The following is a 25,699-nucleotide window of genomic DNA, read 5'->3' as shown; positions in this document are numbered from 1 at the left end:
GTTCTTCCTGGTCATCGCGCTTATGCTCTCCTGCATGGCGATCTGGGAATATGCCTCGCCCGGCGGCAATCCGCGCGTCGGGCTCTTGAGGTTCGAGACGACGCGGGGGGATCGCCTGTTCATCTCGCTGCTCGGCTCCGGTTTTATTCATCTCGCATGGTTGGGTCTTGTCGGACCCAATCTGTGGTGGGCTCTTGCCCTGTCCCTTGTTTACGCCGTCGGCGTTTTCAAGCTGGTCTAGGGTCGGAAGGAATGAAGCGATCCGGCTGCCACCGGATCGCTCCTATCGCAATCGCAAAACCCCAGGGAGGATCTTATGCGAAAGCAATTACTGACGACGACTGCGGTGATGCTGCTTGCCATGACAGGCAGCGCACTCGCCGGAATGGACGAAGCCAAACAATTCCTTGACAAGGAAATTGGCCCCCTGTCAACGCTCTCGCGCGCTGACCAGGAAAAGGAAATGCAGTGGTTCGTTGACGCAGCCAAGCCCTTCAAGGGCATGGAAATCAAGGTTGTGTCGGAAACCCTGACCACGCATCAATACGAGTCGCAGGTTCTGGCTCCGGCCTTCTATGCTATCACCGGCATCAAGGTCACGCATGACGTCATCCAGGAAGGCGACGTCGTCGAAAAGATCCAGACGCAGATGCAGACCGGCCAGAACCTCTACGACGGCTGGGTCAACGACTCCGACCTGATCGGCACCCATTGGCGCTACCAGCAGGTCCGCAACCTGACCGACTGGATGGCTGGTGAGGGCAAGGACGTCACCGATCCGATGCTCGACGTCAACGATTTTATCGGCACGTCCTTCACCACGGCGCCCGACAAAAAGCTCTACCAGCTGCCTGACCAGCAGTTCGCCAATCTCTACTGGTTCCGCTACGACTGGTTCAACGACGCGAAGAACAAGGCCGATTTCAAGGCCAAGTATGGCTATGATCTCGGCGTGCCGGTGAACTGGTCGGCCTATGAGGACATCGCCGAATTCTTCACCGGCCGCGAGATCGACGGCAAGAAGGTCTACGGCCATATGGACTACGGCAAGAAGGACCCGTCGCTCGGCTGGCGCTTCACCGACGCCTGGCTCTCGATGGCCGGCAGCGGCGACAAGGGTCTGCCGAACGGTCTTCCGGTCGACGAATGGGGTCTCAAGGTCGACGATCATTCGCGTCCGGTCGGCTCCTGCAGCGATCGCGGCGGCGACACCAACGGCCCGGCGGCGGTCTACTCGATCCAGAAATATCTCGACTGGCTGAAGGCCTATGCGCCGGCGGAAGCCCAGGGCATGACCTTCTCTGAATCCGGCCCGGTCCCGGCCCAGGGCAATATCGCCCAGCAGATTTTCTGGTACACCGCCTTCACCGCCGACATGGTCAAGGACGGTCTGCCGGTGGTCAATGCCGACGGCACGCCGAAATGGCGCATGGCGCCCTCGCCGCATGGCGTCTACTGGAAGGACGGCATGAAGCTCGGCTATCAGGACGTCGGCTCCTGGACGCTGATGAAATCGACCCCCACCGACCGCGCCAAAGCCGCATGGCTCTATGCGCAGTTCGTGACGTCGAAGACGGTGGACGTGAAGAAGAGCCAGGTCGGCCTGACCTTCATCCGCAATTCCACCATCCACGACAAGAGCTTCACCGAGCGCGCACCGAAGCTCGGCGGTCTGATCGAGTTCTACCGCTCGCCGGCCCGCGTGCAATGGACGCCGACAGGCACCAACGTGCCTGATTATCCGAAGCTCGCCCAGCTCTGGTGGCAGGCGATCGGCGACGCCGCTTCCGGCGCCAAGACCGCCCAGGAAGCGATGGACTCGCTCTGCGCCGAACAGGAAAAGGTGCTTGCCCGCATCGAGAAATCCGGCGTGCAGGGCGACATCGGTCCGAAGCTCGCCGAAAAGCATGATCTCAACTACTGGAACGCGGACGCCGTCAAGAACGGCCATCTGGCGCCGCAGCTGAAGATCGAAAACGAAAAGGAAAAGCCACAGACCGTCAACTATGACGACCTGGTCAAGAGCTGGAAGGAACAGTAAGCCGCATACGTGGCGCTGATTGAAGCCGGGGCAGAGATGCCCCGGTTTTTTTGTTGGTATCGCTTGCTCCCTCCGCTCCCCGAAGGGCGGAGAAGAGGGGGTCCAACCCTCAGGCCGACTGGCGGATCGCCTGCCCACCCAACAGCTCATCACCATAAAGCACCGTGGCATTGCGTCCACCCGCCTTGGCGGCATAGAGCGCCACGTCTGCTCGTGCGATCGCATCGTCAATGTCGCGATCATCCGCCGTCGTCATCGCCACGCCGATGCTGGCGGTGACGCGGATCGACGTGCCGACGGTGATCAGCGCCGTATTGGCCAGCCCGTTGCGAACGCGGTCGGCGATCTCGACGGCGACGTCGCCCACGCTGACGTCGAGCAGCACGACGAATTCCTCGCCACCGAACCGCGCCAGGTTGTCGGTGACCCGCATTTCCGAGGCGATCGTGCGCGCCACATGCTTCAGCACCTCGTCGCCGGTCTGATGGCCATGGGTGTCGTTGACGGACTTGAAGTGATCGATGTCGATCATCAGTACCGCATGCGCACGCGACACCTGGCGGTCGATCGCAAGCGCCTTGGCGGCGAAGGGCAGGAAGGCGCGGCGGTTGAGCACGCCGGTCAGGCCATCGGTTTCGGCCAGCATCCTGAGCCGCTTGATATCGAGGTCGAGCTGCTTGTTGGCCTCTTCCTGCTCGCGTTGCATGGTCTCGGCGAGACCAGCGCGGCGCAGCAGCGAGCGGATCGCCAGCGACAGGTTCAACACCTCGACCGATCCATGCTGGCGCGAGACGGTGGTGATCTTCGGGTCGCGACCGATCGTGTCCATGGTGATGGCGAGCTGTTTCAGCGGTCGCGTCACGCTGCCTGCCAGGAACCAGGCAACGACCAACACCGCAACGGCCAGGAACATGCCGAAGCCGAGGATAAGCCGGTTGGCGACATGGGCGGGATATTCGACCACCGACATCGGCAGGCGCGCGGCCACCGTCCATCCAAGTCCCGGATAGTCGCCGACGGCATGCGTTTCGGAAAAGACGGTCAGCATTGGCTTGCTGCTCTCGTCGTCCTGGACTTTCCAGCCCGTCTGCGGATCGCGCACGACCTGCGGCACATGCGACGAATTGCGCGGCGCCAGCAGGATCTTGTCGTCCTTGCCGATGATCATCAGATCAAGAGCGTCATGCGAGCGATTGTCGAGCACCTTGTCGCGCAGATCGTTGGCCCAGGCCCAGCTCAAATGCGCGCCCAGCACACCGACGAGCTTGCCTTCCTTCGACCGCACGGGCACGGCGATGTCGACGAAGCGGAGGGGTGGATCGGACGGGTTCTTGCGCAAGATCTTGTCGAGGAGTTTGGCGTCATGCACATCCTCGACCGCTGCCGATTTCAGTCCTGCCAGAAACCACGGCCGCCCCGACACCGACTGGCCTTCCAGCATGCCTTTGGTCGCCGCGATCACCTTGCCGTCCGTGCCGGCAAAGCCAAGCCAGGTATAGGCCGGCAAGCTCGACTGCACCTGCTCAAGCGTCTCACGAATTTCGGAGGCATTGCCGGTCCAGATACGCCTGAGCGGCGGCAATTGCGCGAGATTGGTGATTTCGCGGTAGCGCTCGTGCATGCGCATGCCGAGCCGATCCGACATCGACCGCGCCAAGCCCTGCAGATCGTGCTTTGCCTCGGCAATCAAGTAGTATCGTGCAATCGCACCCGCGCCACCGCTCGCAAGAATGACCGCGCCCGCGCAGAGCACCGCTGTCATCAAGGCTGTCTGTACCCGGATCGTCATCCGGTCGGCGAGAACCTGAAACCACGCAGCCATGCGCCCTTCATACTCCATCATTTGTCGTCTCACCTTGATGGCAACAGAATATGAACGATCTTCCTTACATTCGAGCATGCTAACGCTGCGGCAAAAAATCCGGCCGAATTTGAGTAAAATGATTAGGATGGGACGAATGCGGGCTATTGCCGCACGGTATCGAAGGCCACTTCCCCCATCTTCTTCTCCACTTTAGAGAAAAGGGAGACCGCCGATGACGCTCTCACGGAACGGCCGACACCAGCAGAAAAACCACGAAAATCACCAGATGAATCTGCCCCTGCAGCACGGTCGTCCGGCCTGTACCGAGCGTCAGCGTGCTGACGAACAGTGTCAGGGCCAAAAGCGTCATGTTGGCGGAGGAGATCCCGAGCACGAGGTCCTTGCCGAGGACGAGCGAAACCACTGCCACGGTCGGAATTGTCAGGCCTATACTGGCGATCGCCGAACCGAGCGCCAGGTTGATGCTGTTTTGCAGCTGATTGCGGATCGCCGATTTTGCCGCGGCTATCCCCTCGGGCAGCAGCACGATCGCGGCAATCACCACGCCGACAAAGGCTTTCGGCAATCCGGCCGCGGCAATGCCGCGATCGAGCGGATAGGAAAGCGTCTTGGCCAGCAGGACAACGACGACAAGCGAGAGCAGCAGCAGGCCGAGCGAGATGAGCGCCACGCCATTCGGCGGCTTGTCGATATGCACCTCCGCCGGCGTGGAAACATCCGCCTCCGGCGGCAGGTCGAGGAAATAGTCACGGTGCCGGACGGTCTGAACGAAGACGAAGCCGCACCACAGCGCCAGCGATGCAGCGCCGACGACGATCACCTGCACATGCGAATAGGATGGTCCCGCAGCCGTCAGGGTAAAATTCGGCAGGATCAGCGTCAGTGTCGCGAGCGTGCCAAGCACGGCAAGCGCCGACGTGGCGCCCTGAAGCTGGAACCGCTGCTCGAAATGCCGCCTGCCACCCATGACCAGGCAAAGGCCGATGACGCCATTGAGCACCAGCATCGCCGCGGCAAACACGGTATCGCGCGCCACGATATCGCTGCCCTCGGCGCCGGACACCATGATCGAGACAATCAGCGCAACTTCAATGACCGTAACCGCCACCGCAAGCAGGATCGAGCCGAACGGTTCGCCAAGCTTGAGCGCCAGGACTTCGGCGTGATGTACGGCGGCGAAGACCGCGGCCAGGAGGAGCACGGCGGCCGAGACGAGCACCAGAACCGCGTCCTCGGCGACGAAATGCAGGTATTTGACGGCAAGTAGGACGCCGCCGAGCGCAGGCGCAACCCAGGTCCAGGTCGGAATGGAGGCGTGATGGTTTTCGGCCAAGCTGCAATCTTCCGATTCGAGTTCCGTGGGCCGTAAAAGCGCACGAAGCTGGCCGGGTCGTCAACCGGCGCGGGCTAAATCTATCGCGAGCGACAGCGTTTGCCCTTCATCCTAACCCTTTCCCCGTTGAAACGGGGAGAGGGAATCTGCTCCGAGTTTGCCGCGCCGGAAGGCATTCGGTAGACGTTTGAGAAGGATGGGGACGGCGCCGCAAATCCCTTCTCCCCGTCACTACGGGGAGAAGATGCCGGCAGGCAGATGAGGGGCCCGGCACTGCCTGAAAATCACCCCCGAAACAAATACTGCTCCCGCGATTCCGGCTTCATCTCAATCGAGAACCCCGCCATCTTCGGCGGCATATAGGCCGCATCCTTGATCACGCAAGGATCAAAGAAATGCTCATGCAGATGGTCGACAAATTCGATCACCCTGCCCTCGATCACGCCCGACACGGCGACATAATCGATCATCGACAGGTGCTGCACATATTCGCAGAGCCCGACACCGCCGGCATGCGGCCAGACCGGCAGGCCGAATTTCGCCGCCATCAGCAGCACCGCCAGCACCTCGTTGAGGCCACCCATGCGGCAGGCGTCGATCTGGACGATGTCGATCGCGCCCTGGGCAATCATCTGCTTGAACAGGATCCGGTTCTGGCACATCTCGCCAGTCGCGACCTTGACCGGCGAAACACCCTCGCGGATCGCCTTGTGGCCGAAGACATCGTCGGGGCTGGTCGGCTCCTCGATGAAGAAGGGCTTGCAGAATTGCAGCCTCTTCACCCAGTCGATCGCCTGGTCGACTTCCCAGACCTGGTTGGCGTCGATCATCAGGTAGCGGTCGGGGCCGATCACCTCGCGGGCAATCGTCAGCCGGCGAATGTCGTCTTCGAGGTCGCGACCGACCTTCATCTTGATATGGTTGAAGCCGGCATCGATCGCCTCCTGGCAGAGGCGGCGCAGTTTGGCGTCGTCATAGCCGAGCCAGCCGGCCGAGGTCGTATAGCAGGGATAGCCCTTCTCTTCGAGCCGGGCGATACGCGCAGCCTTGCCGGGCTCGGCCTTCTTCAGGATCGCCAGCGCTTCGTCGCGGGTGATGGCATCGGTCAGATAACGGAAATCGACGATATCGACGATCTCCTCCGGGCTCATCTCGGCCACCAGCCGCCAGACGGGCTTGCCGCTTTGCTTGGCGAGCAGGTCCCAGACGGCATTGACTACCGCACCGGTGGCGAGATGGATGGCGCCCTTGTCCGGTCCGATCCAGCGCAACTGGCTGTCGGCCGTCACATGCCGCCAGAAACGGGCCGGGTTTTCGCGGATCCAGTCGAGGTCGAGGCCAACGACCAGATGCGTCATCGCCTCGATCGCGGCGCAGCAGATCTCGTTGCCGCGGCCGATGGTGAAGGTGAGGCCATGGCCTTCGAGCCCGTCTCCGTCGGTCCCGAGGATGACATAGGCCGCGGAATAGTCCGGATCCGGATTCATCGCATCCGAGCCGTCGAGGCTCTTGGACGTGGGAAAGCGGATATCGAGCGTCTTGAGACTGGTTATCTTGGTCAAAATGGCCTCACCGATTTTCTTTAGGCGTCTTGCTTGAACGTCTGCTTCTGCGTCCCCAGCCCTTCAATGCCGAGCTCGACCACATCGCCATCCCTGAGATAACGCGGCGGTTTCTGGCCCATGCCGACGCCGGGGGGCGTGCCGGTGGAGATGACGTCGCCGGGATGCAGGCTCATGAACTGGCTGAGATAGGAGACGAGATATTTCACGCCATAGACCATGGTGTTGGACGAGCCGTCCTGCATCTTCGCCCCATTGACGGTCAGCCACATTTTCAGGTCCTGCACATTGGGAATCTCGTCCTTGGTGACCAGCCAGGGGCCAATCGGGCCGAACGTGTCGCAGGATTTGCCCTTGGTCCACTGTCCCTGACGCTCGGTCTGGAAGGCGCGTTCGGAGACGTCGTCGGAGACGGCGTAGCCGGCGACATAGTCCAGCGCCTCGTCTTCGGAAACATATTTTGCCGTCTTGCCGATGATCACCGCGAGCTCGACTTCCCAGTCGGTCTTCTCAGAGCCGCGCGGGATCAGCACGTCATCGTTCGGGCCGACGATCGCCGAGGTGGCCTTCATGAAGATGATCGGCTCCGGCGGCACGGTGGCGCCGGTTTCGGCGGCGTGGTCGGAATAGTTGAGCCCGATGCAGATGAACTTGCCGGTACCGGCAACGCAGGGGCCAATACGCGTATGGGCCGGGACGACCGGCAGCGTGGTCGTGTCGATCACGGCGATCTTCGCCAGCCCTTCCGGGCCGATCGCATCACCGCCGATATCGGCGACATGGGCGGAGAGATCGCGGATCGTGCCATCCACGTCGAGGATTGCGGGCTTTTCGGCGCCCGGCGCGCCAACGCGCATCAGTTTCATGGGTGTTTTCCTAGCTTCGTCTTGTCGTTCGGTTCGGGATGGCGGACGTCAAATAGTCCAGCCACCATCGATGGCATAGCATTGTCCGGTGGTATAGGTCGCGGTGGCGAGATAGAGCGCAAAGTCGGCGATTTCGTCCGGCGTGCCGATCCGGCCGATCGGCTGGCGGGCGATGAAGGCGGTGCGGGCGGCATCGTAATCACCCTGGGCGCGCAGGCGGTCCTGCAGCGACGGGCTTTCCACCGTGCCAGGGCAAATGGCGTTGATGCGGATGCCCTTGGCGACATAGTCGGCAGCGACCGACTTGGTCAGGCCCAACACAGCGGCCTTGGTGACGCCATAGGCAAAGCGGTTCGGCACGCCCTTGATCGACGACGCCACCGAGGCGATGTTGACGATGGCGCCATCGCCTTTTTTCAGCATTCCAGGCAGCACCGCACGGATGGTGCGGATCATCGACTTGACGTTCAGGTCGAAGGCGAATTCTAGATCCTTGTCCGGCATGTCCATGATCGAGCCGTTGTGAACGACGCCGGCCGAATTGACCAGCACGTCGAACGGACCATGCTCGGCCACCGCGGCCTTGACGGCGGCGTCATCAAGCACGTTGAGCGTCAGCGTGCCGATGCCGTCCTTGCCGTCGATCTCCTTCAGCAGGGTCTCGTTGATATCGGTCGCCAGCACCTTGGCGCCGGCCTTGGCGAAAAGCGTGGCGATCGCATTGCCGATCCCCTGCGCGGCGGCGGTGACCAGCACCGACTTGCCCTTGATTGCATGTTCCATCGTCTTGTCCTTCCAATGGTCTGGCCGAGCCGGTCAGACGCTTCTGACGCGCCTTTCGGCAATGAGAATATGGTCGGCGGCGAGCACGACCTCGTCGCGCTGGTTGAGCACTTCGCAGCGCTYGACGACGCGGCCGACCTCCTTCCGCTTCGGATCGTCCTCCTTGGCGGCGATCGTCACGCGGGTGCGGATCGTATCGCCGATGAATACCGGCCGGATGAAGCGCAGCCGGTCATAGCCATAGGAAAAGGCGACCGGATTGATCAAGGTCGCCGTCAGCCCGACGCCGATCGAAAAGATCATCGTGCCATGCGCAATGCGCTGGCCGAACGGCGTGGTCTTGGCGAATTCGGCATCCATGTGATGCGGGAAGAAGTCGCCGGTATGGCCGGCATGGACGACAAAATCCGTCTCGGTGATCGTCCGGCCGGTGGTCATGCGCACATGGCCGAGTTCGTAGTCCTCGAAATAAACAGCCTGTTCCATCACGGCCTCCTCGCCAGCGGCGTCGCCGGCTGGGCAGAGGATTGATAGGCGGCCTCGACCAGCGCCATCGTGTTCCAGGCATCCTCGACGGAACTGACGAGCTCCGCATCCTCGCCGGAAGCAAAGCGCTGCAGGTTGGCCATCCGCCCGACAAACGCATCCGGGAACCAGGCGCCCTGAAGCGGTACCGTCACCCAGCCATCGTCGCCTTTGGGACAGATTTCCAGAATGTCCGGCTCGCCCTTGGGATAGTTGAGATTGAGGCCGAGCTGCAGATAGGCCGCCCCTTCGGTGCCGGAAATGCGAAACTCGCAGGCCTGGTGCCGCCGGCCGAATTTGTGGTCGTGATTGATCGAAAGCGCACAGCGCACTTTATCGCCATAGTCGAGGATCGCACTGGTGCGCGTCTGCGCCATGTCATGGCTCGGATGGCCGATCGTCTTGGCATGCACACCCTGGGGGTCGCCCAGCAATTGCCGGATCAGGTCGAGATAGTGGATCGAATGCATGGTGATCTCGATCCGCGGCAGGCCGTTGAGGAAAGCCCAGAGGCTCCAGGGCGTGTCGACGGCGAGCAACGCGTCGAAATCGACGACCTCGCCGAGCAGGCCCTTGGCGATCGCATCCCTGAGCGCCAGCATCATCGGCGCAAAGCGGAGCTGGAAATTGACGGCAGCCTTGAGGTGTTTGGCGCGGCAGATGTCGAGGATTTCGGTGGCGCCGGCGAGGTCGCTGCCCATGGGTTTCTGGATGAGCACCGCAGCGCCGTCGGGCAGGGTTTTGAGGACGGCGGCGTGGGCTTTGGGCGGCGTGGCGAGGTCGAAGATGGCGTTAGGGGTGGCAGCAGCTTCTTCGGGTGTGGTGAAGGCTTTGACGCCCCAGTCGTCTGCGAGCTTTTCGGCCTTGGCGCGGTCGGGGTCATAGAGGCCCGCGATTGGGAAGCCGGCCTTCTTGTAGGCCGGGAAATGCGCGTCGCCGACGATAGAACCGGCGCCGAAGGTGACGATCGGGCGGGGATTGGCGGGTTTCGGCCAGGATTGCGAGAGAGAGAGCGGGTCGAAAGTCATTGGATGCCCTCCGAAACATCGACGGCAGACACGAATTCTACCGTCGCATTACCCCTCACCAAGCGCGCCCAGGCCCTCGACTTCGTCTCGCGCGGGCTTGCTATCCTCTCCCGCAAGGGGAGAGGTAAGGTGCCACGATTGTCGGCCTTGCTTGGGGCAGAGCGGGCGCCGCGAGTTTTCCTCGCCCCTTGCGGGAGAGGGTGAGGAGCGGTCCGCGCAGCGGAGCAATCGATCCAGTGGATCGATTGCAGCGACGAACGAGGCCGGGTGAGCACTTGCGAACCCTTGGCCGAAGTTGGTGAGGGGTATATCCCCCATCTACAAGGCCGAACGAAGCTACCGCCGGGCACATCCACCTCAATCAAGATGAAACACCTCTTCCAGCCCGGCCCACCACTCGCCCTCTTTGCGGGTCGCCAGCGGCTCCTGGCAAGGCATGCACACGCTCCACCATTTCTGCGTCACCGGATCGGCCGCCATCTTCGCCTGGTCGGCGGCAAAATCCGTCCCGACATATTCGAAGTAGGAGAACAGCAGATTCTCCGGCTCCTTCAGATAGATCGAATAATTGCGGATGCCGCAATCCGTGATCATCTTTAGCACGCCCGGCCACACGGCCGCATGCAATTCCCGATATTCGGCGACCTTCTCCGGCTTCAGGCCCAGGATAAAACCCATCCGCTGCATCTCGCTCTCCTCAGCCGATCACGTGTGAAAATTCCGCAATCGAGCGGCGCTTGACTTCGTCCCAATCCCAGTCGATGCCGATGCCCGGTTCGGAGGGCGCCAGCGCATAACCATTCTCGATCACCATGTGCTTGCCGGTGATCTCGTCGAGCTGCGGGATATATTCGACATATTTGCCGTTCGGCACGGCGCAGGCCAGGCTGACATGCAGTTCCATGAGGAAATGCGGGCAGACCGGAATGTCGAAGGCCTCCGCCGCATGCGCCACCTTCAGCCAGGGCGTGATGCCGCCGATGCGGCCGACATCGACCTGCACGATCGAGCAGCCGCCCTTCTGCATATATTCGCGGAAATGCCGGATCGAATAGAGCGATTCCCCTACGGCGATCGGCGTCGACGTGCTCTGGGACAGCCGCACATGGCCATCGATATCATCGGCGGCGAGCGGCTCCTCGATCCACGCCAAGTCGATGTCGCGCAGCCGCTCGGAACGGCGGATCGCCTCGTCGAGCCGAAACCCTTGGTTGGCGTCGGTCATGATCTCATAGCCGTCGCCGACCGCTTTGCGCACCGCTTCGAGCCGGGCAAAATCCTCCGAGCCGTGCGGCTTGCCGATCTTGACCTTAGAACCGGTAAAACCCTGGGCCTTGGCCGCGAGCGCATCATCCACCAGCGCCTGCGGCTCGATATGCAGCCAGCCGCCCTCGGTCGTGTAAAGCGGGCAGCGATCCCTGGCGCCGCCAGCGAGCTTCCACAGCGGCAGGCCGAATTTCTTTGCCCTGATATCCCAGAGCGCGGTGTCTATGGCTGCGAGCGCGATCGCGGTGATCGCGCCGATAGTCGTGGCATGGGTGAAGAATTCGAGATCGTGCCAGATGCTCTCGATCTGGTCGGCATCCTGGCCGATCAGCCTCGGACCGAGATGGTCGTTGAGCAGCCGCATGACGGAAGAGCCGCCAGTGCCGATCGTGTAGGAATAGCCGGTGCCGACCGCGCCATCGCTGTCGGTGATGGTAACGATCGGCGTCTCCTGGCTGACAAAACTCTGAATAGCGTCGGTGCGCTTGACCTTGGGCACGAGGTCAACCATGCGCAGCTCGACTTTTTCAATCCGTGCCATCGCGGTTCCTCCCAAATGCCTCGTGATTGCCGCACCAAAAGGATGCGAAACTGGGTCAAAGGTGTCATGTCCTTTGACGCCGGGCTCAACGCCGATCGCGGCGGCAATGGCCACCCGAGCGCGATTTACTTATGAATAAATTATTCAGCTATTGTCAAGACCATTCGTTTGATTTAGAACCCTCTCGCATATGAATTTCATTATTCATGAGGGCGCCCCTTTGGACGACGAAGACAACGACCGCTACCGGGCGCCGGCGCTCGACAAGGGCCTCGACATCCTCGAACTCCTGGCCGGCATCGATGGCGGCCTGACCCAGGCAGAAATCGCCAAACGCATGGGCCGCAACGCTAATGAATTCTACCGCATGCTCGACCGCCTGGTGAAACGCGGCTATGTCACCAAGGTCGACGGCGACCGTTATTCGCTGACCTTGAAATTGTTCGGCCTGGCGCAACTGCATGCGCCGGTGCGCCGCCTCGCTTCCTATGCCACGCCGCTGATGCGCGACCTCGCCGAACAGAGCCGGCAGGCCAATCAGCTCGTCGTCTTTGATCGCGGCTCGGCCGTGGTCATCGCGCAGCAGGAAGCGCCGGGCTATTGGGGCATTTCCATCCGCGTCGGCTCGCATATCTCGCTCTACAATACCGGCTCGGGTCATGTCCTGCTCGCCTTCCATACGCCGGAAGAGCGCGGCATGATGATCCGCGAATATGAGGCCAAGGGCGAGGATGTCAGCGCATTGACGCCGGAATTCCTCGGCCGGCTCGACCAGATCCGCGAGCGCGGTTACGAGATGATGCCGAGCCTGCAGACCGCCGGCGTGGTCAACATTTCCGCCCCGATCCTCAGCCCCGACGGCAAGGCGATCGCAGCGCTGACCATCCCTTATATCACCATCATAAACATGCCGAATGCACCGGATATTTCGCAGACGATCGAGCTTTTGACCAAGACGGCGCAGCAACTGTCCAATTCCATCGGCTAGCGCCCTGAACGCGGGAGCGGTTATCGGAATGCTCCAGGGAGAAACTATATTCCTATTTGAATAATAGATTTTTATTTGAATAGACACAGTCGCCATGCCAGAGTGGCGCATTCAGTTCAGGAGGAACGCGCGTGATTATCGACACCCATCTGCACATCGTCGACCAGGCGGCGCTCAGCTATCCATGGCTTGCAGGTGCCGGCCCGTTGAACCGCAGCTTTTCCTATGACGACTATGCCGTCGAGGCCAGGCGCCTCGGCATTGCGGCCAGCCTGCACATGGAGGTCGACGTCGCCGAAAGCGACATCGAAGCCGAGACTGATTACGTCACGGAGATCGCTGCCCGCCCCAGCAGCCTTGTGATCGGTGCCATCGCCTCATGCCGCCCGGAACACGAGGGCTTTGCCGACTATCTGGAACGCGTCCGCAATAAGAACATCGTCAGGGGCTTTCGCCGCATATTGCACGAAATGCCCGATAACCTGTCGGAATCTCCTGTATTTCGCGACAACATCAAGCGGCTTTCCGGGACCGGGCTGACCTTCGACATCGTTGCCCTGCCGCATCAGCTGCCGATCGTGCAAGAGTTCGTCGACCTTGCTCCCGACGTCCAGTTCATCCTCGACCATTGCGGCGTACCCAGCATCAAGGGTCACGGCTATGATGCCTGGGCAAAGAACCTCGCCGAGATCGCCAAACGCCCGAATGTCGCCGGCAAGCTCTCCGGCATCGTCGCCTATACCGACACTGACAATTGGACGCTCGCCGATATCAGCCCCTATGCTGAACACACAATTTCGTGCTTCGGCTTCGATCGGATGGTCTGGGGTAGCGACTGGCCGGTCTGCACTTTGGCCGGTACATTGTCGACCTGGGTCGGCGCCACGCATGCCCTGCTCGAAGGCGTGAGCCGCGAAGAGAAGGCGAAATTGCTCTCCGGCAATGCGATCCGGATCTGGAATCTCGACGTCAAGGCCTGAAAACGGCCTTCCAGCTTGATCTTCATCAACTCTGAACAGGCTGCCGCCCAATAGTTTGGCGGCCGGCTTTGTATCGTCTTTCAATATTTAAGAAATGTCGTAATTTCGAATGTGCGAGTGATTCGCAGGCGGACTAAATGATTTAGTTTCGGGGCTGACATGGAAGAGCGGCAGGAATTTGAAGCCTGGGCATTGACCCGGGCCTATGAGATCGTGTCCAAAGAAGGCTATCACCTGGCCGTCGCGGCACAAAATCTGGACAAGAAGAACACACGGGCCAACAGCTACCAGCTGATGCAGGTGATTGCCGCATCGCTGATGGAAGCCCACGCGGCACGCCCGGCAGCGTAAGGCGCGACGCAGAAATAAAACGCTACGTTGGCGGACGCGACAGCGATGCCCCTCTCTTCGGAGCGGAGAGCGATCGCCTACCGGTCGATCAAAGATCGAAGCTGYCTGCCGTGAGGTTCACCACCCCGGCGAGGTGGATGGAAAAATCCGCCTTGCCGTCGCCATTGGTGTCGCCTTCGACATAGGTGTCGGCTTTCGTCGTCACCACATGCAGTTCGCCGGCATGCTTGCCGAAGGCGTCGCTGCCGATGAAGTCGAAACCCTGCTGGCCCTTCTTGGTCGAGTCGGCATCCCATTGGCTCAGGTCGATCTTGTCACCATCCGCCGTCGTGAAATCTCCGATCGTGTCGGCCGCTCCATGCGTCTTGCCGGTATCGCCCTTGGCGAAGACAAACGTGTCCGCTCCCGTGCCGCCATAGAGCTTGTCCATACCGCCGCCGCCATCGATCGTGTCGTCCCCACCATTGCCCTTGATCGTGTTGACAGCGCTGTTGCCGAACATCTCCTGACCGCTGCCCGCGCCTTTGAAGTCGACCTTGCCGATCCCCAGCGCATGCAGCTCGGCAACATTCTTGGACACCGACGTCAGGCTGTGATCGGCCCAGACCTCGTCTCCATTGACCACGTCGACCTTGACATTGGTCGCGCCCAATTTGAGCCCGAGGCTCACCGTGCCGGTCTTCAGGTCGAAGTCGATCGTTTTCGACCCCGCGGAGCCATAAAGCAGTTCATAGCCGCCACCCGCTCCCGTCGTATCGGAGGCGCCGGAACCCGAGACCTTAGCGCCCGCCACCTGCTCGCCGACAGTGAAGAAATCGTCGTTCTTGACCGTGTCGTTGTAGACGACGCCGGTGACGAATGTGCGGCTGGAATCGCCGGCGAAATCCTGGGTGACCATGGATGTGTTGTAAGTCTGCCTCTGATAGGTATACGTGCCCAACTCCTGGCCGATGCCGATTTCCTTGAAATCGCCATCGAGGAGATTGAGCCTGTGGCCGCGGCCGGCAATGTCCTTGTCGATGAACAGGCCGTTCTCCTCCACGACGATGAGTTGCGTCGCCATCGCATCGGTGATCGTGTCGTGTGTGCCCTGCCAGGCAATATTTTCGCCCGCACCGCTGTCGCCGAGGACATAGCCCGCCGCCTTCATCCGATCCCAGGGCTCGACACCCGTATATCCCTTCGAACCCTTCGTCTCCTCGTGCTGGAAGAGATCGTTGGTCAGCATCCACTTGCTGTGGTTGGCGGCGGAGCTGGCAAGGTCGTCATTGCCGGCCAGCACCTGCTTTGGCGCACTCGAAATCGTGCCCTTATCAAGGCCTTCGTTGAGATCGATGTGATCGCGCTTGGCCTCACCGGCGGGGTCCATCCGCGCGCGGTTGATGAGTTCGAGCATCAACTGTTCCTGGGGCGTCAGATTGGCCATGAAATGCTCTCCCAAACAATGTTGCATCAGCCATATGTGGTGAAATCCCTCGCGCCGATGATTTCAGCATTCCACGATGTTTTCAAGGCAGATGGCTTGCTGCCTTCGCGCCAATGCAGGCGCGGCGATGGCCACGCCTCACCCCTGCACCGCCGCCCGTGCGGAAAAATAGCGTGTCGCGTAAACCGCGAACTTGCCGATGAAGATGCCGGTAAACACCCCGGAAAGACCGAGGTCGGCAAGGCGCATCGAAAATTCCTGCAACAGAGCCGGATTGATCACCGCCATTGCACCGAAGGTGTATTTCACCGCGAACACGATGAGGATCAGCGGCAGCAAGGTGAAATCCGCCGGCCGGCGGATGACACCGCTGAAGGGATCGACAGAAACCTTCGCTCCACGCAGCATGAGCAAGCCAATGCCGATGCCGATCACCAGCCCGCCGACCCAGATGCCACAAACATCTGCCGCCAGGCCATAGACGCGGATCAACTCATAGATGCCCCAGACGGTCAGGATCACCGGCAGCAGCGCCAGTTTCGGTAGCGTGACATCAGCCGGCCGCATCGCCCTGATGCCGCGCCAGACAAAATAGAAGAACAGCAGGAAAACCCAAGGCGGCGTATGTGCGAGAAAGCCTGTGACCGTCATGCGATGCTCCCAAAAATATCCGACACACCGGTATCAACTTATTGCGTCGGCTGACAGTACCGCCGGCAAAATCAGCTTTATCCGCGCGGGTTTGCCGCGGCAGATCATTGCGTTTGACGGTCGGCAAATGGCAGCTCCGTCCAATTACGCGACCGTCGCATGTGGTGCTCGCCTTTGGCTCATCACGAACGTTCCTTCCGCCACGAGGCTGACGAATTCGGAGCGCCGCCGTCATGGTGTACAGGCTGCAAGTGGGCGCTTGACGGGCCGTCTTTCACGCGCCACTTTGCACGCAAAGAGAATGAGGGGAATCATGAGTATCAAACTGGTTGTCGGTCCGGCATTTTCGCTCGACATGTCCGATTTCGACTTCACCGGTGTCGATGACGCTGAAATCACCACCTTTTCCTCATCGACGATCACCGGCGTCGCCGGCAGCTTCCGGCTGACGATCACCGGTCAGGGTTTCGTGCATGATCAAAACGGCTATCTGACCGATGGCACGGTCTACAGCCTCAGCCTGACCTATCATGGCAACAGCATGCTGTCGCTGTCCGGCGCCGATGTCGATATTCCGAACTTGATCCACGTGCTCAACACATCCTCCACCAAGGATGATCTGTCGTTGCTCGCTTCGACACTCAGCGGCGACGATGACTTGAGCGGCAGCCAGTATGGCGACCTGATTGCCGGCTATAATGGCAACGACACGCTGCTCGGCAAGGACGGGCACGACACGATCCGCGGCGGTTCCGGCAATGACCTGATCACCGGCGGCGCCGGCAGCGACGATCTCTGGGGCAATGGCGGCAAGGACACGTTCGTCTTCACCCTGGTCAAGGACAGCAGCCCCGCCTCCGCCGATATCATCCATGACTTCAACGGCAAGGAGCACGACAGGATCGACTTGCATGCCATCGACGCCAATACCGGCAAATCCGGCAATCAAGCGTTCGACTTCATCGGCCGCCATGCCTTCGATCACCATGCCGGCGAATTGCGGGTCGAAACCGCGGACCACAGCACCTGGATCTACGCCGATCGCAATGGCGACGGCAATGTCGATTTCGCCATCCACCTGCAGGGTGACGTTCCGCTGAAAACCGGCTACTTCGATCTGTAACTGACGATGCCGGCCATCCCCTATTACCTGGCGACAACGGCTTTCGACGCTCAGTCAGGCGACGTCTGGCGAGACTATCTGAACTGGTCGGGCCTCCATCAACTCCGCGAGCTCGTCTCGCTCGATGGCATGCTTTGCACCTTCGTGCTGCCGGAGGTGAAGGACAGCTATTGGCCACACATCGTCAATGAGGACAATCTCCTCAATTTCTTCATCGACCTCGATTTCATGCTTGCTGAAATCGGGGATTTTCATCGCGTCAACGTACTGGCCGTGCTTCGCAACCCGACAGAGGAGGAAGTTCGCGAATTCGCCCAGCCGGATTTCTCGTTCATGGGCTTCGAGCTTCTGGACCAGGACCATTCGATCAGCGCCTTGACAAATTGCGGCGGTTTCCCGGACATATTCGCCAACGAGGAGATCAATGAACGGGGCCTGATAGACGATTTCGGCCGAGTGCGAGACATATCGAACAACCTCCGGCGCGCCCACCCGGAAGAGCATCATGCCGATTGCAATGTCTGGGCAGTCTATCGAATGGCACTCTCGAAAATGGCTCCCCAGTGAGGCTCAGGAGGGTAAGTCACCGTCACGCTCTCTCATATTTCGGCCGCCAGCCGCGCCCCATGCCGGCGGACATCATCTGCGACGCCGTCCACAATTGGTCGCGCAGGAAATCGGCATCGAGCAGAAGATCGCGGATGGCAGCGAGCGCATCTCCGCTATGCGCCGCGAGATAGGTCTCGGCCAGATCGATCTCCGGCGCTGAGGCGTCCTCCTGTTGCCCCTCGTCCAAATCTAGGCGCAGTTGACCTTCCGCCAATGCGTCCATGGCAGCGCTCCATCGTTATCATAGGGTCGTATCCCGCCTATGGCGGAATTTGTTCTCATAATGTTCACGGTGCAGGCAAGAGTCAAGCGCCCCTGAGTTGAGCCGGTCGCCCCTGAGCCTACTGAACGTCTTCCGATCGAACGGCCTGATATCAAAAACCCACCGCCAGGGGTGAGCGGTGGGCCTCTATATAGGCTCGGCGGCGGAGACCTCTGGGGGGAGGATGAGGGGTGCCGAGCCTGACTATACTTTCTGAACGGTTCAATTTGCGCAGGGTTCCCCGACACCGGCACGTTCACCACGGACGACAGCCTGCATATGACCCGCCAAGGGACTTCGGGCCGCAAGGCGCGGTGCCGACAGCTTCTATTGCGGCGCAGGGGCCGATCTGGGTGTCTTCCACTATTCTTCGGCGAGGCATTCGGCGGCAGCGTCGAACGGCCGAGACACAATCACCGGCTTTCCCCACGGGACCGACCTCATCGACCTGCAGACATTGAACGCCGAGATCGGGAAACCTGGCATGCAACATATCCACTGGATCAGAAAGAAGCAGTTCAGCCATCCGCCCGCGTTCGACCACCTGCCGTCAGAACAGAAACTCGGTATCGCTCAGGTTCGCTTCATGCATAAGATCGATCACCAGCGCATCGTGGCTTGCAGTCATCCCGGTCTCTGAAGCGTGATCGGAGGCATGCCGGAAGAAATGTGAGGCGTTATCGGCGCCGTCTGCGTCGGGATTGACATGTTTCACCGTCTCCGAAAGTGCCGCCTGCGGATCAGCCTCGGCAACCGACTTTGCCCCGGTTGTCGTCAGCACGCCGGCAGCGCTCAGGTCCAGATCAGCCTTGCCATAGTGGCCGGCAAGCGTCAGGCTGCCCTCCTGCTTGCCGTGATCGAGAATGGTGACGACCGTATTCGCGCCCTTGGCGGCGACTTTGATCGCTGCCTGCGCGTCGAGCCCTCCTATGGCGATGCTGTCGCCCTCGGCAAAACCTTTCACCGTTGCGTGCAGCAAGTCGGCATCCGCAAGCGCCAAGGTCGCACCTGTGCTGCCGGCGGCAAAGCCGATGCCAACACTCTTGTCCTCGCCATCGAGGATCAGCGTGCCGGCCTTGCCGATCATGATTGCACCATTGCCCTCGACGGCGCCGGTCAGGTGCAGCGTGCCGCCGTTCAGGGCGACACTGCCGCTTTTCCAGATCGTGGCGGCGTTGAAGGTCGCCTCGGCTTCGCCCGAAACCGACAGGCTGCCCTTGCCGCCCGCCTTCTCTTCCGTACCGCCGACCGAGAGACTCTCGCCCGCCAGTGACGAGCCCTTGTCCATGAGCGTCAGCTTCCCTGTCGCTCCCTTCTCGGCGCCGATTTCGACCGCCCCCTCGCCGCCCTTGATCTGCGCGACCTCGGCCCCCTTGCTAATGGTCAGCGTGCCCGAACCGCCTTCGCCGACGGAGAGTGTGCCATAGGCCAAGCCGGAGGCTGTCGTCTTGCCGTTCCTGGTCACCGCGCCCGAAATGGTGGCTGAGCCGATCGAGCCCTCATCTTCGGCGACCGCGACCTCGCCCGAAACCACGGCCTGGCCGGCGCCCTTGATGCTCAACGTGCCAAAACCTTGCTCGCCCACCGAAAGGTCGCCGTTGACGATGAAAGTGCCGGCCGTGTCGATGGTCACGCCATTGGCATTGGTGTTGACCTGTGTCGCGAGATCGGCCGAGGCCGCCGTCAGCTTGGCGCCATTGGTGATCTTCAGACTGCCCTTGCCGAGCACGCCGTCCTCGATATCCGCGACGGTCGCCACGGTGCCCTTGCCGTCGAATGTCGCCGTGCCCGTGCCGCCGAACTTTTCGCCGAGCGTGAGGTCGGCCGCATGGTTGCCGGTCGCCGCTTCCAGCCTGGCGCCTTGGTTGAAGATGACAGTGCCCGTGCCCGCCTCTCCCACGACGATTTCGCCGCGTGTGGTCAGCGAACCGCCGTGCAGCGTCAGCGTACCCTTGCTGCCCTTCTCCTCGCCGAGCGTGATCTTGCCGCCCCCCAACACCACCGTCGAGAGATCGCTGAGAAGCGTGCCGGTGCCGCCACCGCCGATCGTCAGGTCCCCGCCGACAGTGAGTTTGCCCGGCCCGTCTCCGGCCGTGCCGTCGCCGAGGACAATCTGGCCCGAGCCACCTTTCTCCTCGCCAAGCGTCAGATCGCCGTCCGCCAGCAACACGCCGTTGGCGCCGACATCGACCCGCGCCTTGCCGGCCGAGCCGACCGTCAGGCTGCCCTCGGTCTCCCAACTGCCGCCATTGACGAAAGCCCGCCCCTCGCTGTCCTCTTCTTCTGCCACGGTGCTGTCGCCCGTCACTGTCAGGATGCCGATGACGGAGGCCTGGGCATAGCCGGCTTCGCCGAGGGTTAGCGCGTCAAACGTCATATCCGAGCCGGTTCCGACCGAAATGCTGCTGATGTGCTGGGTGTGGAAACCGGTCGTGTCATCCTTGTTGCCGCCGGTGGGCGCCCCCTCGCCCGCAACCACGACTTCGCCGGCGTCGACATTGCCGCCATTGTTGGCGTTGAGCGAGCCGACACCCTTCTCGCCAACCGTGATGGACTTCTTTACCGTCAGCGTCGAGCCGTCACCGGTCACCACGATATCGCCGCTGGCACCCGCGCCGTCTCCGGCCACAAGCGTGTTCACGCTCGCCTTGCCGCTATCCAGCACGTTGAGATCACCTTGCGCCGTCTGCCCGAGCGTCATCGTGCCGGTGGATCTCATCGTGCCGCCGTCGACGACCAGACCACTGTTCTGCACATGTGCATTGACCATGTCGACAAGGACGGCGCCGGCGACTGTCGTCATCCCGCCGGTCCATGTCGTCAGGCTGTTGGGAGAACCGCCGGTCAGTGCGGTGAGCGTGAACCCGCCTTGCAGATTCAATCTTCCGCCCGTCACGCCGCTGAACGATATGGTATCCTTGCCGACATTGAGAAAAGCCTGACTACCCACGAACGTGGCGGCCCCGACAACGGTCACGGTTCCCGCGGCAACATCCATCCCATTCAACCCGGGACCGGTGCCGACCAACTCGAACGTATCCGCCGTCACGCTGCCGCCGGTGGTCAGCAGGCTTGAGGAGTCCTGCAAAACAAGTGCGCTGATATCGAGGCTACCGCCGACGATTTTACCGCCTGCATTTGCGATCTCGTCGGCCTTCACCTCCGCGCCGTCGATGTTGAAATTTTTGAGCGTGCCTGCCCTGACCTTTCCTCCGGTGAGATCACCGCCATCGACCGTGTCAGCCGTAAGCTTGCCGCCGGCGAACACCATCTGAGACACGGTCGTGGCGTTGTAGATGCCCCCATCCAGCGTTCCGCCGCCATTGATCGTTGTGGCCGAGAGGCCTCCGGTCATGGTGCTGTTTGAGCCGAGTTGAAGGCTGTTGACGCTCTGGCCTGCGGTGGTGATCGTGCCGACGACATTGATGAAGACGTCATCGCCCGCACCAGGAATATCCGTCTCGGGTCCGTTGTGCCAGTTGCTCGCGGTGTTGAAGTCGCCGCCACTCGCGCTCTGCCAAGAGTAAAACGTCACGATGCCCTCCTTCGGTCGAACGACAAGCAAGTGACCAGTCGTCACCACGCTGCCCATGCCGAAACTTAAGAGATCCAGGAAATCTGCCCAATTGCTGGGGGCATGTCATTCCCTGATCAGGGAGGGTTCGGCCTTATATTTCGTCGTCTTTATCCGACCGGCCGACAACATCGCTTCGGCCTTTACCTTTTGTCACCGATCACTAATTTAAGGGCGATGTCGCGGGAGGACGGAATGGCAAAGATTCAATATTCTGAATTCATGCCGGAGGATTCCGGCATACTCGACGTCTTCAGCAAGGGGCCTGCCTTGCTGACGGAAGAGCATGCATCGACCTACGCCAACTTCAACGATGCAGACACATCCAACCGCATCATTTTCCAAGGCCAAGGCTTCCAGTATCAGGACGGCACCATCGTCAAGGGAACGCTTGATGACATTCTCTTCGCCGACCAGGATACGGATGTGATGTTCTCGGTCGCAAACATCAAAGCCAATGTCGCCGACCTGAGCGCAGCCCTCACCCAGCAGGGATTGTCACGACTCCTGAAAATGCTGTTCAACGGCGATGACAACTGGATTGGTTCGGACGGCACTGATTATCTCACCGGCTATAAAGGCAATGACAAGCTTACCGGCGGCGCAGGTGGCGATACGTTCGGGTTCGCTACCCATGACGGCACGGACGTGATCAAGGATTTTCACCGCGACGACGGCGACAACATCGATGTCCACAGATGGAAGGGTATCGACGGTTTTCACGACGTGAAGTCACATGCGGAGGATCACGGCAGCAATGTCTGGATCACCCTCGGCCATGATACGCTGGTCATCAGCAACATGCACAAAGCCGAGCTCGCTATGGGCGACTTTGACTTTTGACGGATGTTGCGACGGCAACGCGGATTGTCGCTGAAGGTCTCGCCTCGCCAGGGATCGATGCTCGCGCTTTGGGGCAAGCGCGCCAGCTAGCTATCGAATGAAATCACAATACGTTCGGCGGCGGCGGCCACGAGGTCATCAGAGGACACGGCTTCTAATGAAGCGCAACTTGATTTGATAGCGAATGTGAAGGCTCCCAGATCGAAACCATTGCATTTCACTGCAAAGAGAGTTCCATACGCGGACGTGCCACACCGAGCCCGGAGTTTTTCGCATGGTAACTCTGCCCAAGGCATCCGATATAAGCGCCCTGCAATGGGATGACGCAAATGCGCATGCGGATTTCGAAAGCGATATCGACGAGTTCAACAGCGCAGTCTGGATCAAGCTCGATGCGGTGGTTGGCCAAACCTATGATTTGACGGCCAACAGTTTTGGCAACGGTGCCACCGATACGTCCTTCAATGTCTATAACGCTGACGGCGAACTCGTCCTGACCGAGACTTCTTCGGATTCCGCTGGCGCAAATGGCACTTTGACGGCGAGCGCAACTGCACCGCTTTATGTGAAACTGTTCATGCCATCGGGGCTTCCTGGAGAAATCGATCTCGATGTGAGCACTTCGCACCTGACGAACCATTACCTGACGATCTACGGCGACAACTACACCGGTACGTTTGGAGAGCGCATTCTTGGCTACTATGGTGACGACGCGTTGTTCGTGGGCAACGCCACCGAGGCTTTGGGAGGCGAGGGCAACGATACGCTCTACGGAAATACAGACCAGGATGCGCTCTGGGGAGATCAGGGAGACGACACCTTTATCCTTCATGGCGGCAATGACACAGTATTTGGCGGTGCCGGCGACGATCAGGTCGCCTCACTCAGTTCCGGCGGCAATGTCCAGGTCTTCGGCGGCTCCGGACATGATGACATTACCGTGGAGGTGGCAACGGCCAAGATTTATGGCGGCGACCAGGCGGACCACATCGGCTGCAGCGCCGCGTCGGACACGATCCATGGCGGCTCCGGCGGTGATGAAATCTTGGCTAGCGGCACCAGTATCATCTTCGGCGACAGCGGCAACGACATCATCACCGGCGCCTTCACCAGTCAATCGCTGAATGGCGGTACCGGCAACGATACGATTTCCGGCGGCGGTGGCGGCGACACGATCGTCGGCGGCACCGGCAACGATCAATTGACGGGAGGAAGTGTAGGCGACGACATAACCGGAGGAGCGGGCGCCGATGTGATGACGGGCGGCAGCGGGGCAGACCTGTTCATCTACCAGAAGGCCAGCGACTCCACAGCCGCAAAATCCGGCCGGGACACCATCACGGACTTCGACCCGGTGCACTATGCCATGGATCTCCACGCGATCGACGCCAACACCAATCTACAGGGCAATCAAGCGTTCCACTTCATCGGAACCCAGGATTTCCATCACGAGGCCGGCGACCTGCGCTATGCCGAGAACGGCGGCAACACCTATGTCTACGGCGACGTTGACGGTGACAACAAAGCCGATTTCGAAGTCGAGCTCACCGGTCCGCTGACGCTCACATCGATCAACTTCGCCCTCTGAGGCAGGGCGGTCGGTCAGCCGAACACGAGGACGAAGACAGTCAGGGAGTGATGCCGGTTCTCTGCCCTGCTTACTTGCGAATCCGGATCTGTCTTTTGGAAATTTGGTAGCGGGAGGCAGAGTTGAACTGCCGACCTTGGGGTTATGAGTCCCACGCTCTAACCAACTGAGCTATCCCGCCATCGATACCGAGCTGGTTACGTCTCGGTGGCGCGGCTTATAAGGCTGCGTTTCCTATCCTGTCAAGCGCTATCGGGCAAAAACAAGAAAATGCCGGACGCGAAAAATCATGCCGCCTGGCTCGCCAAAAGCAGCGCCCGGAGCTGGGTTTCCGCGGCCGATTCTTTCTCCGAGCGCTCGATGAAGCCGCCGCCATAGACGCGCGCGTCCTCGCCCGGGGCCGAATAAAGCGCGCAGGCCTGGCCCGGCGCTACGCCCGGTTCGCCCTCTTCGAGCTCGACATAAATGCCCTTGGCGTCGGCATGGAGCCGCGCCGGCTTGGGTGGCCGGGTGGAGCGGACCTTGGCGAAGCAGTCGAAACCATCGGCCGCGAGCTCTGCCAGTGGCGCATCGCCCAGCCAGTTGACGTCGCGGAGATAAAGCCTGCGGGTTTCCAGCGCTTCCCTCGGCCCGACGATCACCCGCTTGGAGCGCGCATCGAGATGCACGACATAAAGCGGCTCGCCGGTGGCGATGCCGATACCGCGCCGCTGGCCGATCGTGTAATGCAATATGCCCTCATGCTGGCCGAGCACCCGGCCATCGAGATGGACGATGTCGCCGCCAAGCGCCGCATCCGGCCGGAGCTTGGTGATCACGTCGGAATATTTGCCTTGCGGCACGAAGCAGATGTCCTGGCTGTCGGCCTTGGCGGCGACGACGAGGCCCATTTCGGCCGCCAGCGCCCGCACTTCCGGCTTCGGCATGCCGCCCAACGGAAAGCGCAGATAGTCGATCTGCTCCTGCGTCGTGGCGAAGAGGAAATAGCTCTGGTCGCGCTCGGCGTCGGCCGGGCGATAGAGCGCGCGCCGGTTGGGATTACCCGGCGTCGGGCTGGGGCGCGAGCGGATATAATGGCCGGTCGCCAGCGCATCGGCGCCGAGTTCCTTGGCGGTCACCAAGAGATCGGCGAATTTGACCGTCTGGTTGCAGGCAACGCAGGGGATCGGCGTCTCGCCGGCGACATAGCTTTCCATGAACGGGTTGATCACCGTCTCCAGGAAGCGCCGCTCATAGTCGAGCACATAATGCGGGATGCCGAGTGTCTCGCAGACGCGCCTGGCATCGTCGATATCCTGGCCGGCACAGCAGGAGCCGGCGCGATGCACGGCCGCACCATGGTCATAAAGCTGCAACGTGATCCCGATAACCTCATAACCCTGGCGTTTCAACAGGCCGGCGACCACGGACGAATCGACGCCGCCGGACATGGCGACGACCACACGGGTGTCTTCGGGACGCTTGTCGAAATCGAGGCTGTTCACGGAATTTTGCTTTTCTACTGACGCTATACAGAGGGTTTTCACGGTTCAAT

The 25,699-nt window shown here is 60.9% G+C and carries 23 protein-coding genes, 1 tRNA gene and 1 pseudogene; 10 read left to right on the top strand and 15 right to left on the bottom strand.

Features of this window, described 5'->3' with window-relative positions; all coding sequences use genetic code 11:
- The coding region (locus AC1DYF_RS34575) for a DUF2160 domain-containing protein (protein WP_477882669.1) at nt 1-241 on the top strand (241 nt) is incomplete at its 5' end.
- 75 nt (nt 242-316) lie between these two features.
- Nucleotides 317-2,041, top strand: coding sequence for an ABC transporter substrate-binding protein (locus AC1DYF_RS34570; protein WP_477882668.1), 1,725 nt, complete (start codon nt 317-319; stop codon nt 2,039-2,041).
- Nucleotides 2,042-2,150: 109 nt separating this feature from the next.
- On the opposite strand, the gene AC1DYF_RS34565 is transcribed toward AC1DYF_RS34570, so the two are convergent.
- From AC1DYF_RS34565 to AC1DYF_RS34525, 9 genes are all read right to left on the bottom strand, one after another.
- On the bottom strand, nt 2,151-3,863 hold the full coding sequence (locus tag AC1DYF_RS34565; protein ID WP_477882666.1) for a sensor domain-containing diguanylate cyclase: 1,713 nt from the start codon (nt 3,861-3,863) through the stop codon (nt 2,151-2,153).
- Between the two features lie 223 nt (nt 3,864-4,086).
- A complete protein-coding gene (locus AC1DYF_RS34560) occupies nt 4,087-5,199 on the bottom strand; it encodes a calcium:cation antiporter (protein WP_477882664.1) in 1,113 nt (370 codons plus the stop codon).
- A 284-nt stretch (nt 5,200-5,483) separates the two neighbouring features.
- Nucleotides 5,484-6,761, bottom strand: coding sequence for an L-fuconate dehydratase (locus AC1DYF_RS34555; protein ID WP_477882662.1), 1,278 nt, complete (start codon nt 6,759-6,761; stop codon nt 5,484-5,486).
- A 20-nt stretch (nt 6,762-6,781) separates the two neighbouring features.
- Nucleotides 6,782-7,627, bottom strand: a complete 846-nt coding sequence (locus AC1DYF_RS34550) for a fumarylacetoacetate hydrolase family protein (protein WP_477882661.1) — start codon at nt 7,625-7,627, stop codon at nt 6,782-6,784.
- Between the two features lie 48 nt (nt 7,628-7,675).
- A complete protein-coding gene (locus AC1DYF_RS34545; RefSeq protein WP_477882659.1) occupies nt 7,676-8,410 on the bottom strand; it encodes an SDR family oxidoreductase in 735 nt (244 codons plus the stop codon).
- 33 nt (nt 8,411-8,443) lie between these two features.
- Complete coding sequence (locus AC1DYF_RS34540) at nt 8,444-8,899, bottom strand: MaoC/PaaZ C-terminal domain-containing protein (protein ID WP_477882658.1); 456 nt, start codon at nt 8,897-8,899, stop codon at nt 8,444-8,446.
- On the bottom strand, nt 8,896-9,963 hold the full coding sequence (locus AC1DYF_RS34535; RefSeq protein WP_477882656.1) for a Gfo/Idh/MocA family protein: 1,068 nt from the start codon (nt 9,961-9,963) through the stop codon (nt 8,896-8,898). Before AC1DYF_RS34535 ends, AC1DYF_RS34540 begins: the two co-directional genes overlap by 4 nt.
- A 357-nt stretch (nt 9,964-10,320) precedes the next feature.
- Complete coding sequence (locus AC1DYF_RS34530) at nt 10,321-10,650, bottom strand: L-rhamnose mutarotase (protein ID WP_477882654.1); 330 nt, start codon at nt 10,648-10,650, stop codon at nt 10,321-10,323.
- A 10-nt stretch (nt 10,651-10,660) separates the two neighbouring features.
- Complete coding sequence (locus AC1DYF_RS34525) at nt 10,661-11,770, bottom strand: mandelate racemase/muconate lactonizing enzyme family protein (RefSeq protein ID WP_477882653.1); 1,110 nt, start codon at nt 11,768-11,770, stop codon at nt 10,661-10,663.
- A 220-nt stretch (nt 11,771-11,990) separates the two neighbouring features.
- Between AC1DYF_RS34525 and AC1DYF_RS34520 the strand changes: the two genes are divergently transcribed.
- The 3 genes from AC1DYF_RS34520 (at nt 11,991) to AC1DYF_RS34510 (ending at nt 14,089) form a co-directional block, all read left to right on the top strand.
- Entirely contained in the window at nt 11,991-12,758 is a 768-nt protein-coding gene (locus AC1DYF_RS34520) for an IclR family transcriptional regulator (RefSeq protein ID WP_477882652.1), read from the top strand.
- Between the two features lie 131 nt (nt 12,759-12,889).
- Nucleotides 12,890-13,738, top strand: a complete 849-nt coding sequence (locus AC1DYF_RS34515) for an amidohydrolase family protein (RefSeq protein WP_477882651.1) — start codon at nt 12,890-12,892, stop codon at nt 13,736-13,738.
- Nucleotides 13,739-13,897: 159 nt separating this feature from the next.
- Nucleotides 13,898-14,089 (top strand): hypothetical protein, encoded by a 192-nt coding sequence (locus AC1DYF_RS34510; protein WP_477882649.1) that lies wholly within the window; start codon nt 13,898-13,900, stop codon nt 14,087-14,089.
- Nucleotides 14,090-14,177: 88 nt separating this feature from the next.
- Here the strand turns inward: AC1DYF_RS34510 and AC1DYF_RS34505 are convergent, their stop codons facing one another.
- Nucleotides 14,178-15,515 carry a CAP domain-containing protein gene (locus tag AC1DYF_RS34505; protein ID WP_477882648.1) on the bottom strand — a complete coding sequence of 446 codons (1,338 nt, stop codon included), beginning with the start codon at nt 15,513-15,515 and terminating at the stop codon, nt 14,178-14,180.
- 138 nt (nt 15,516-15,653) lie between these two features.
- The gene (locus tag AC1DYF_RS34500) at nt 15,654-16,166 is read right to left on the bottom strand and encodes a DUF6622 family protein (RefSeq protein ID WP_477882646.1); all 513 of its coding nucleotides are present in this window, start codon (nt 16,164-16,166) and stop codon (nt 15,654-15,656) included.
- A 313-nt stretch (nt 16,167-16,479) separates the two neighbouring features.
- On the opposite strand from AC1DYF_RS34500, the gene AC1DYF_RS34495 reads away from it, so the two are divergent.
- Together AC1DYF_RS34495 and AC1DYF_RS34490 are read left to right on the top strand one after the other, a co-directional pair.
- Nucleotides 16,480-17,289 (top strand): calcium-binding protein, encoded by an 810-nt coding sequence (locus AC1DYF_RS34495; RefSeq protein ID WP_477882644.1) that lies wholly within the window; start codon nt 16,480-16,482, stop codon nt 17,287-17,289.
- A gap of 6 nt (nt 17,290-17,295) precedes the next feature.
- Nucleotides 17,296-17,856 (top strand): hypothetical protein, encoded by a 561-nt coding sequence (locus tag AC1DYF_RS34490; protein ID WP_477882642.1) that lies wholly within the window; start codon nt 17,296-17,298, stop codon nt 17,854-17,856.
- Between the two features lie 22 nt (nt 17,857-17,878).
- Here AC1DYF_RS34490 and AC1DYF_RS34485 read toward each other — a convergent pair whose 3' ends face one another.
- Nucleotides 17,879-18,121 carry a hypothetical protein gene (locus tag AC1DYF_RS34485; RefSeq protein WP_477882641.1) on the bottom strand — a complete coding sequence of 81 codons (243 nt, stop codon included), beginning with the start codon at nt 18,119-18,121 and terminating at the stop codon, nt 17,879-17,881.
- A gap of 382 nt (nt 18,122-18,503) precedes the next feature.
- On the opposite strand from AC1DYF_RS34485, the pseudogene AC1DYF_RS34480 reads away from it, so the two are divergent.
- Nucleotides 18,504-18,800, top strand: a pseudogene (locus AC1DYF_RS34480) (M10 family metallopeptidase C-terminal domain-containing protein); the annotation flags it as partial.
- Here the strand turns inward: AC1DYF_RS34480 and AC1DYF_RS34475 are convergent.
- A complete protein-coding gene (locus AC1DYF_RS34475; protein ID WP_477882639.1) occupies nt 18,711-21,695 on the bottom strand; it encodes a beta strand repeat-containing protein in 2,985 nt (994 codons plus the stop codon). The pseudogene AC1DYF_RS34480 and the gene AC1DYF_RS34475 sit on opposite strands and share 90 nt — an antisense overlap.
- A gap of 234 nt (nt 21,696-21,929) precedes the next feature.
- On the opposite strand from AC1DYF_RS34475, the gene AC1DYF_RS34470 reads away from it, so the two are divergent.
- Together AC1DYF_RS34470 and AC1DYF_RS34465 are read left to right on the top strand one after the other, a co-directional pair.
- Nucleotides 21,930-22,577, top strand: a complete 648-nt coding sequence (locus tag AC1DYF_RS34470) for a hypothetical protein (protein ID WP_477882638.1) — start codon at nt 21,930-21,932, stop codon at nt 22,575-22,577.
- A 274-nt stretch (nt 22,578-22,851) separates the two neighbouring features.
- The gene (locus tag AC1DYF_RS34465; protein ID WP_477882637.1) at nt 22,852-24,165 is read left to right on the top strand and encodes a calcium-binding protein; all 1,314 of its coding nucleotides are present in this window, start codon (nt 22,852-22,854) and stop codon (nt 24,163-24,165) included.
- 104 nt (nt 24,166-24,269) lie between these two features.
- Here AC1DYF_RS34465 and AC1DYF_RS34460 read toward each other — a convergent pair.
- Both AC1DYF_RS34460 and mnmA read right to left on the bottom strand, forming a co-directional pair.
- Nucleotides 24,270-24,346: transfer RNA gene (locus AC1DYF_RS34460), tRNA-Met, on the bottom strand.
- A 106-nt stretch (nt 24,347-24,452) separates the two neighbouring features.
- Nucleotides 24,453-25,649 (bottom strand): tRNA 2-thiouridine(34) synthase MnmA, encoded by a 1,197-nt coding sequence (gene mnmA, locus AC1DYF_RS34455; protein WP_477882635.1) that lies wholly within the window; start codon nt 25,647-25,649, stop codon nt 24,453-24,455.
- Nucleotides 25,650-25,699 lie beyond the last annotated feature (50 nt).

The sequence above is a fragment of the Rhizobium sp. P2_G9 genome (assembly GCF_056403475.1).
Note: the sequence above shows the minus strand (reverse complement) of the source record. Positions and strands in the feature narration are given on the sequence as shown.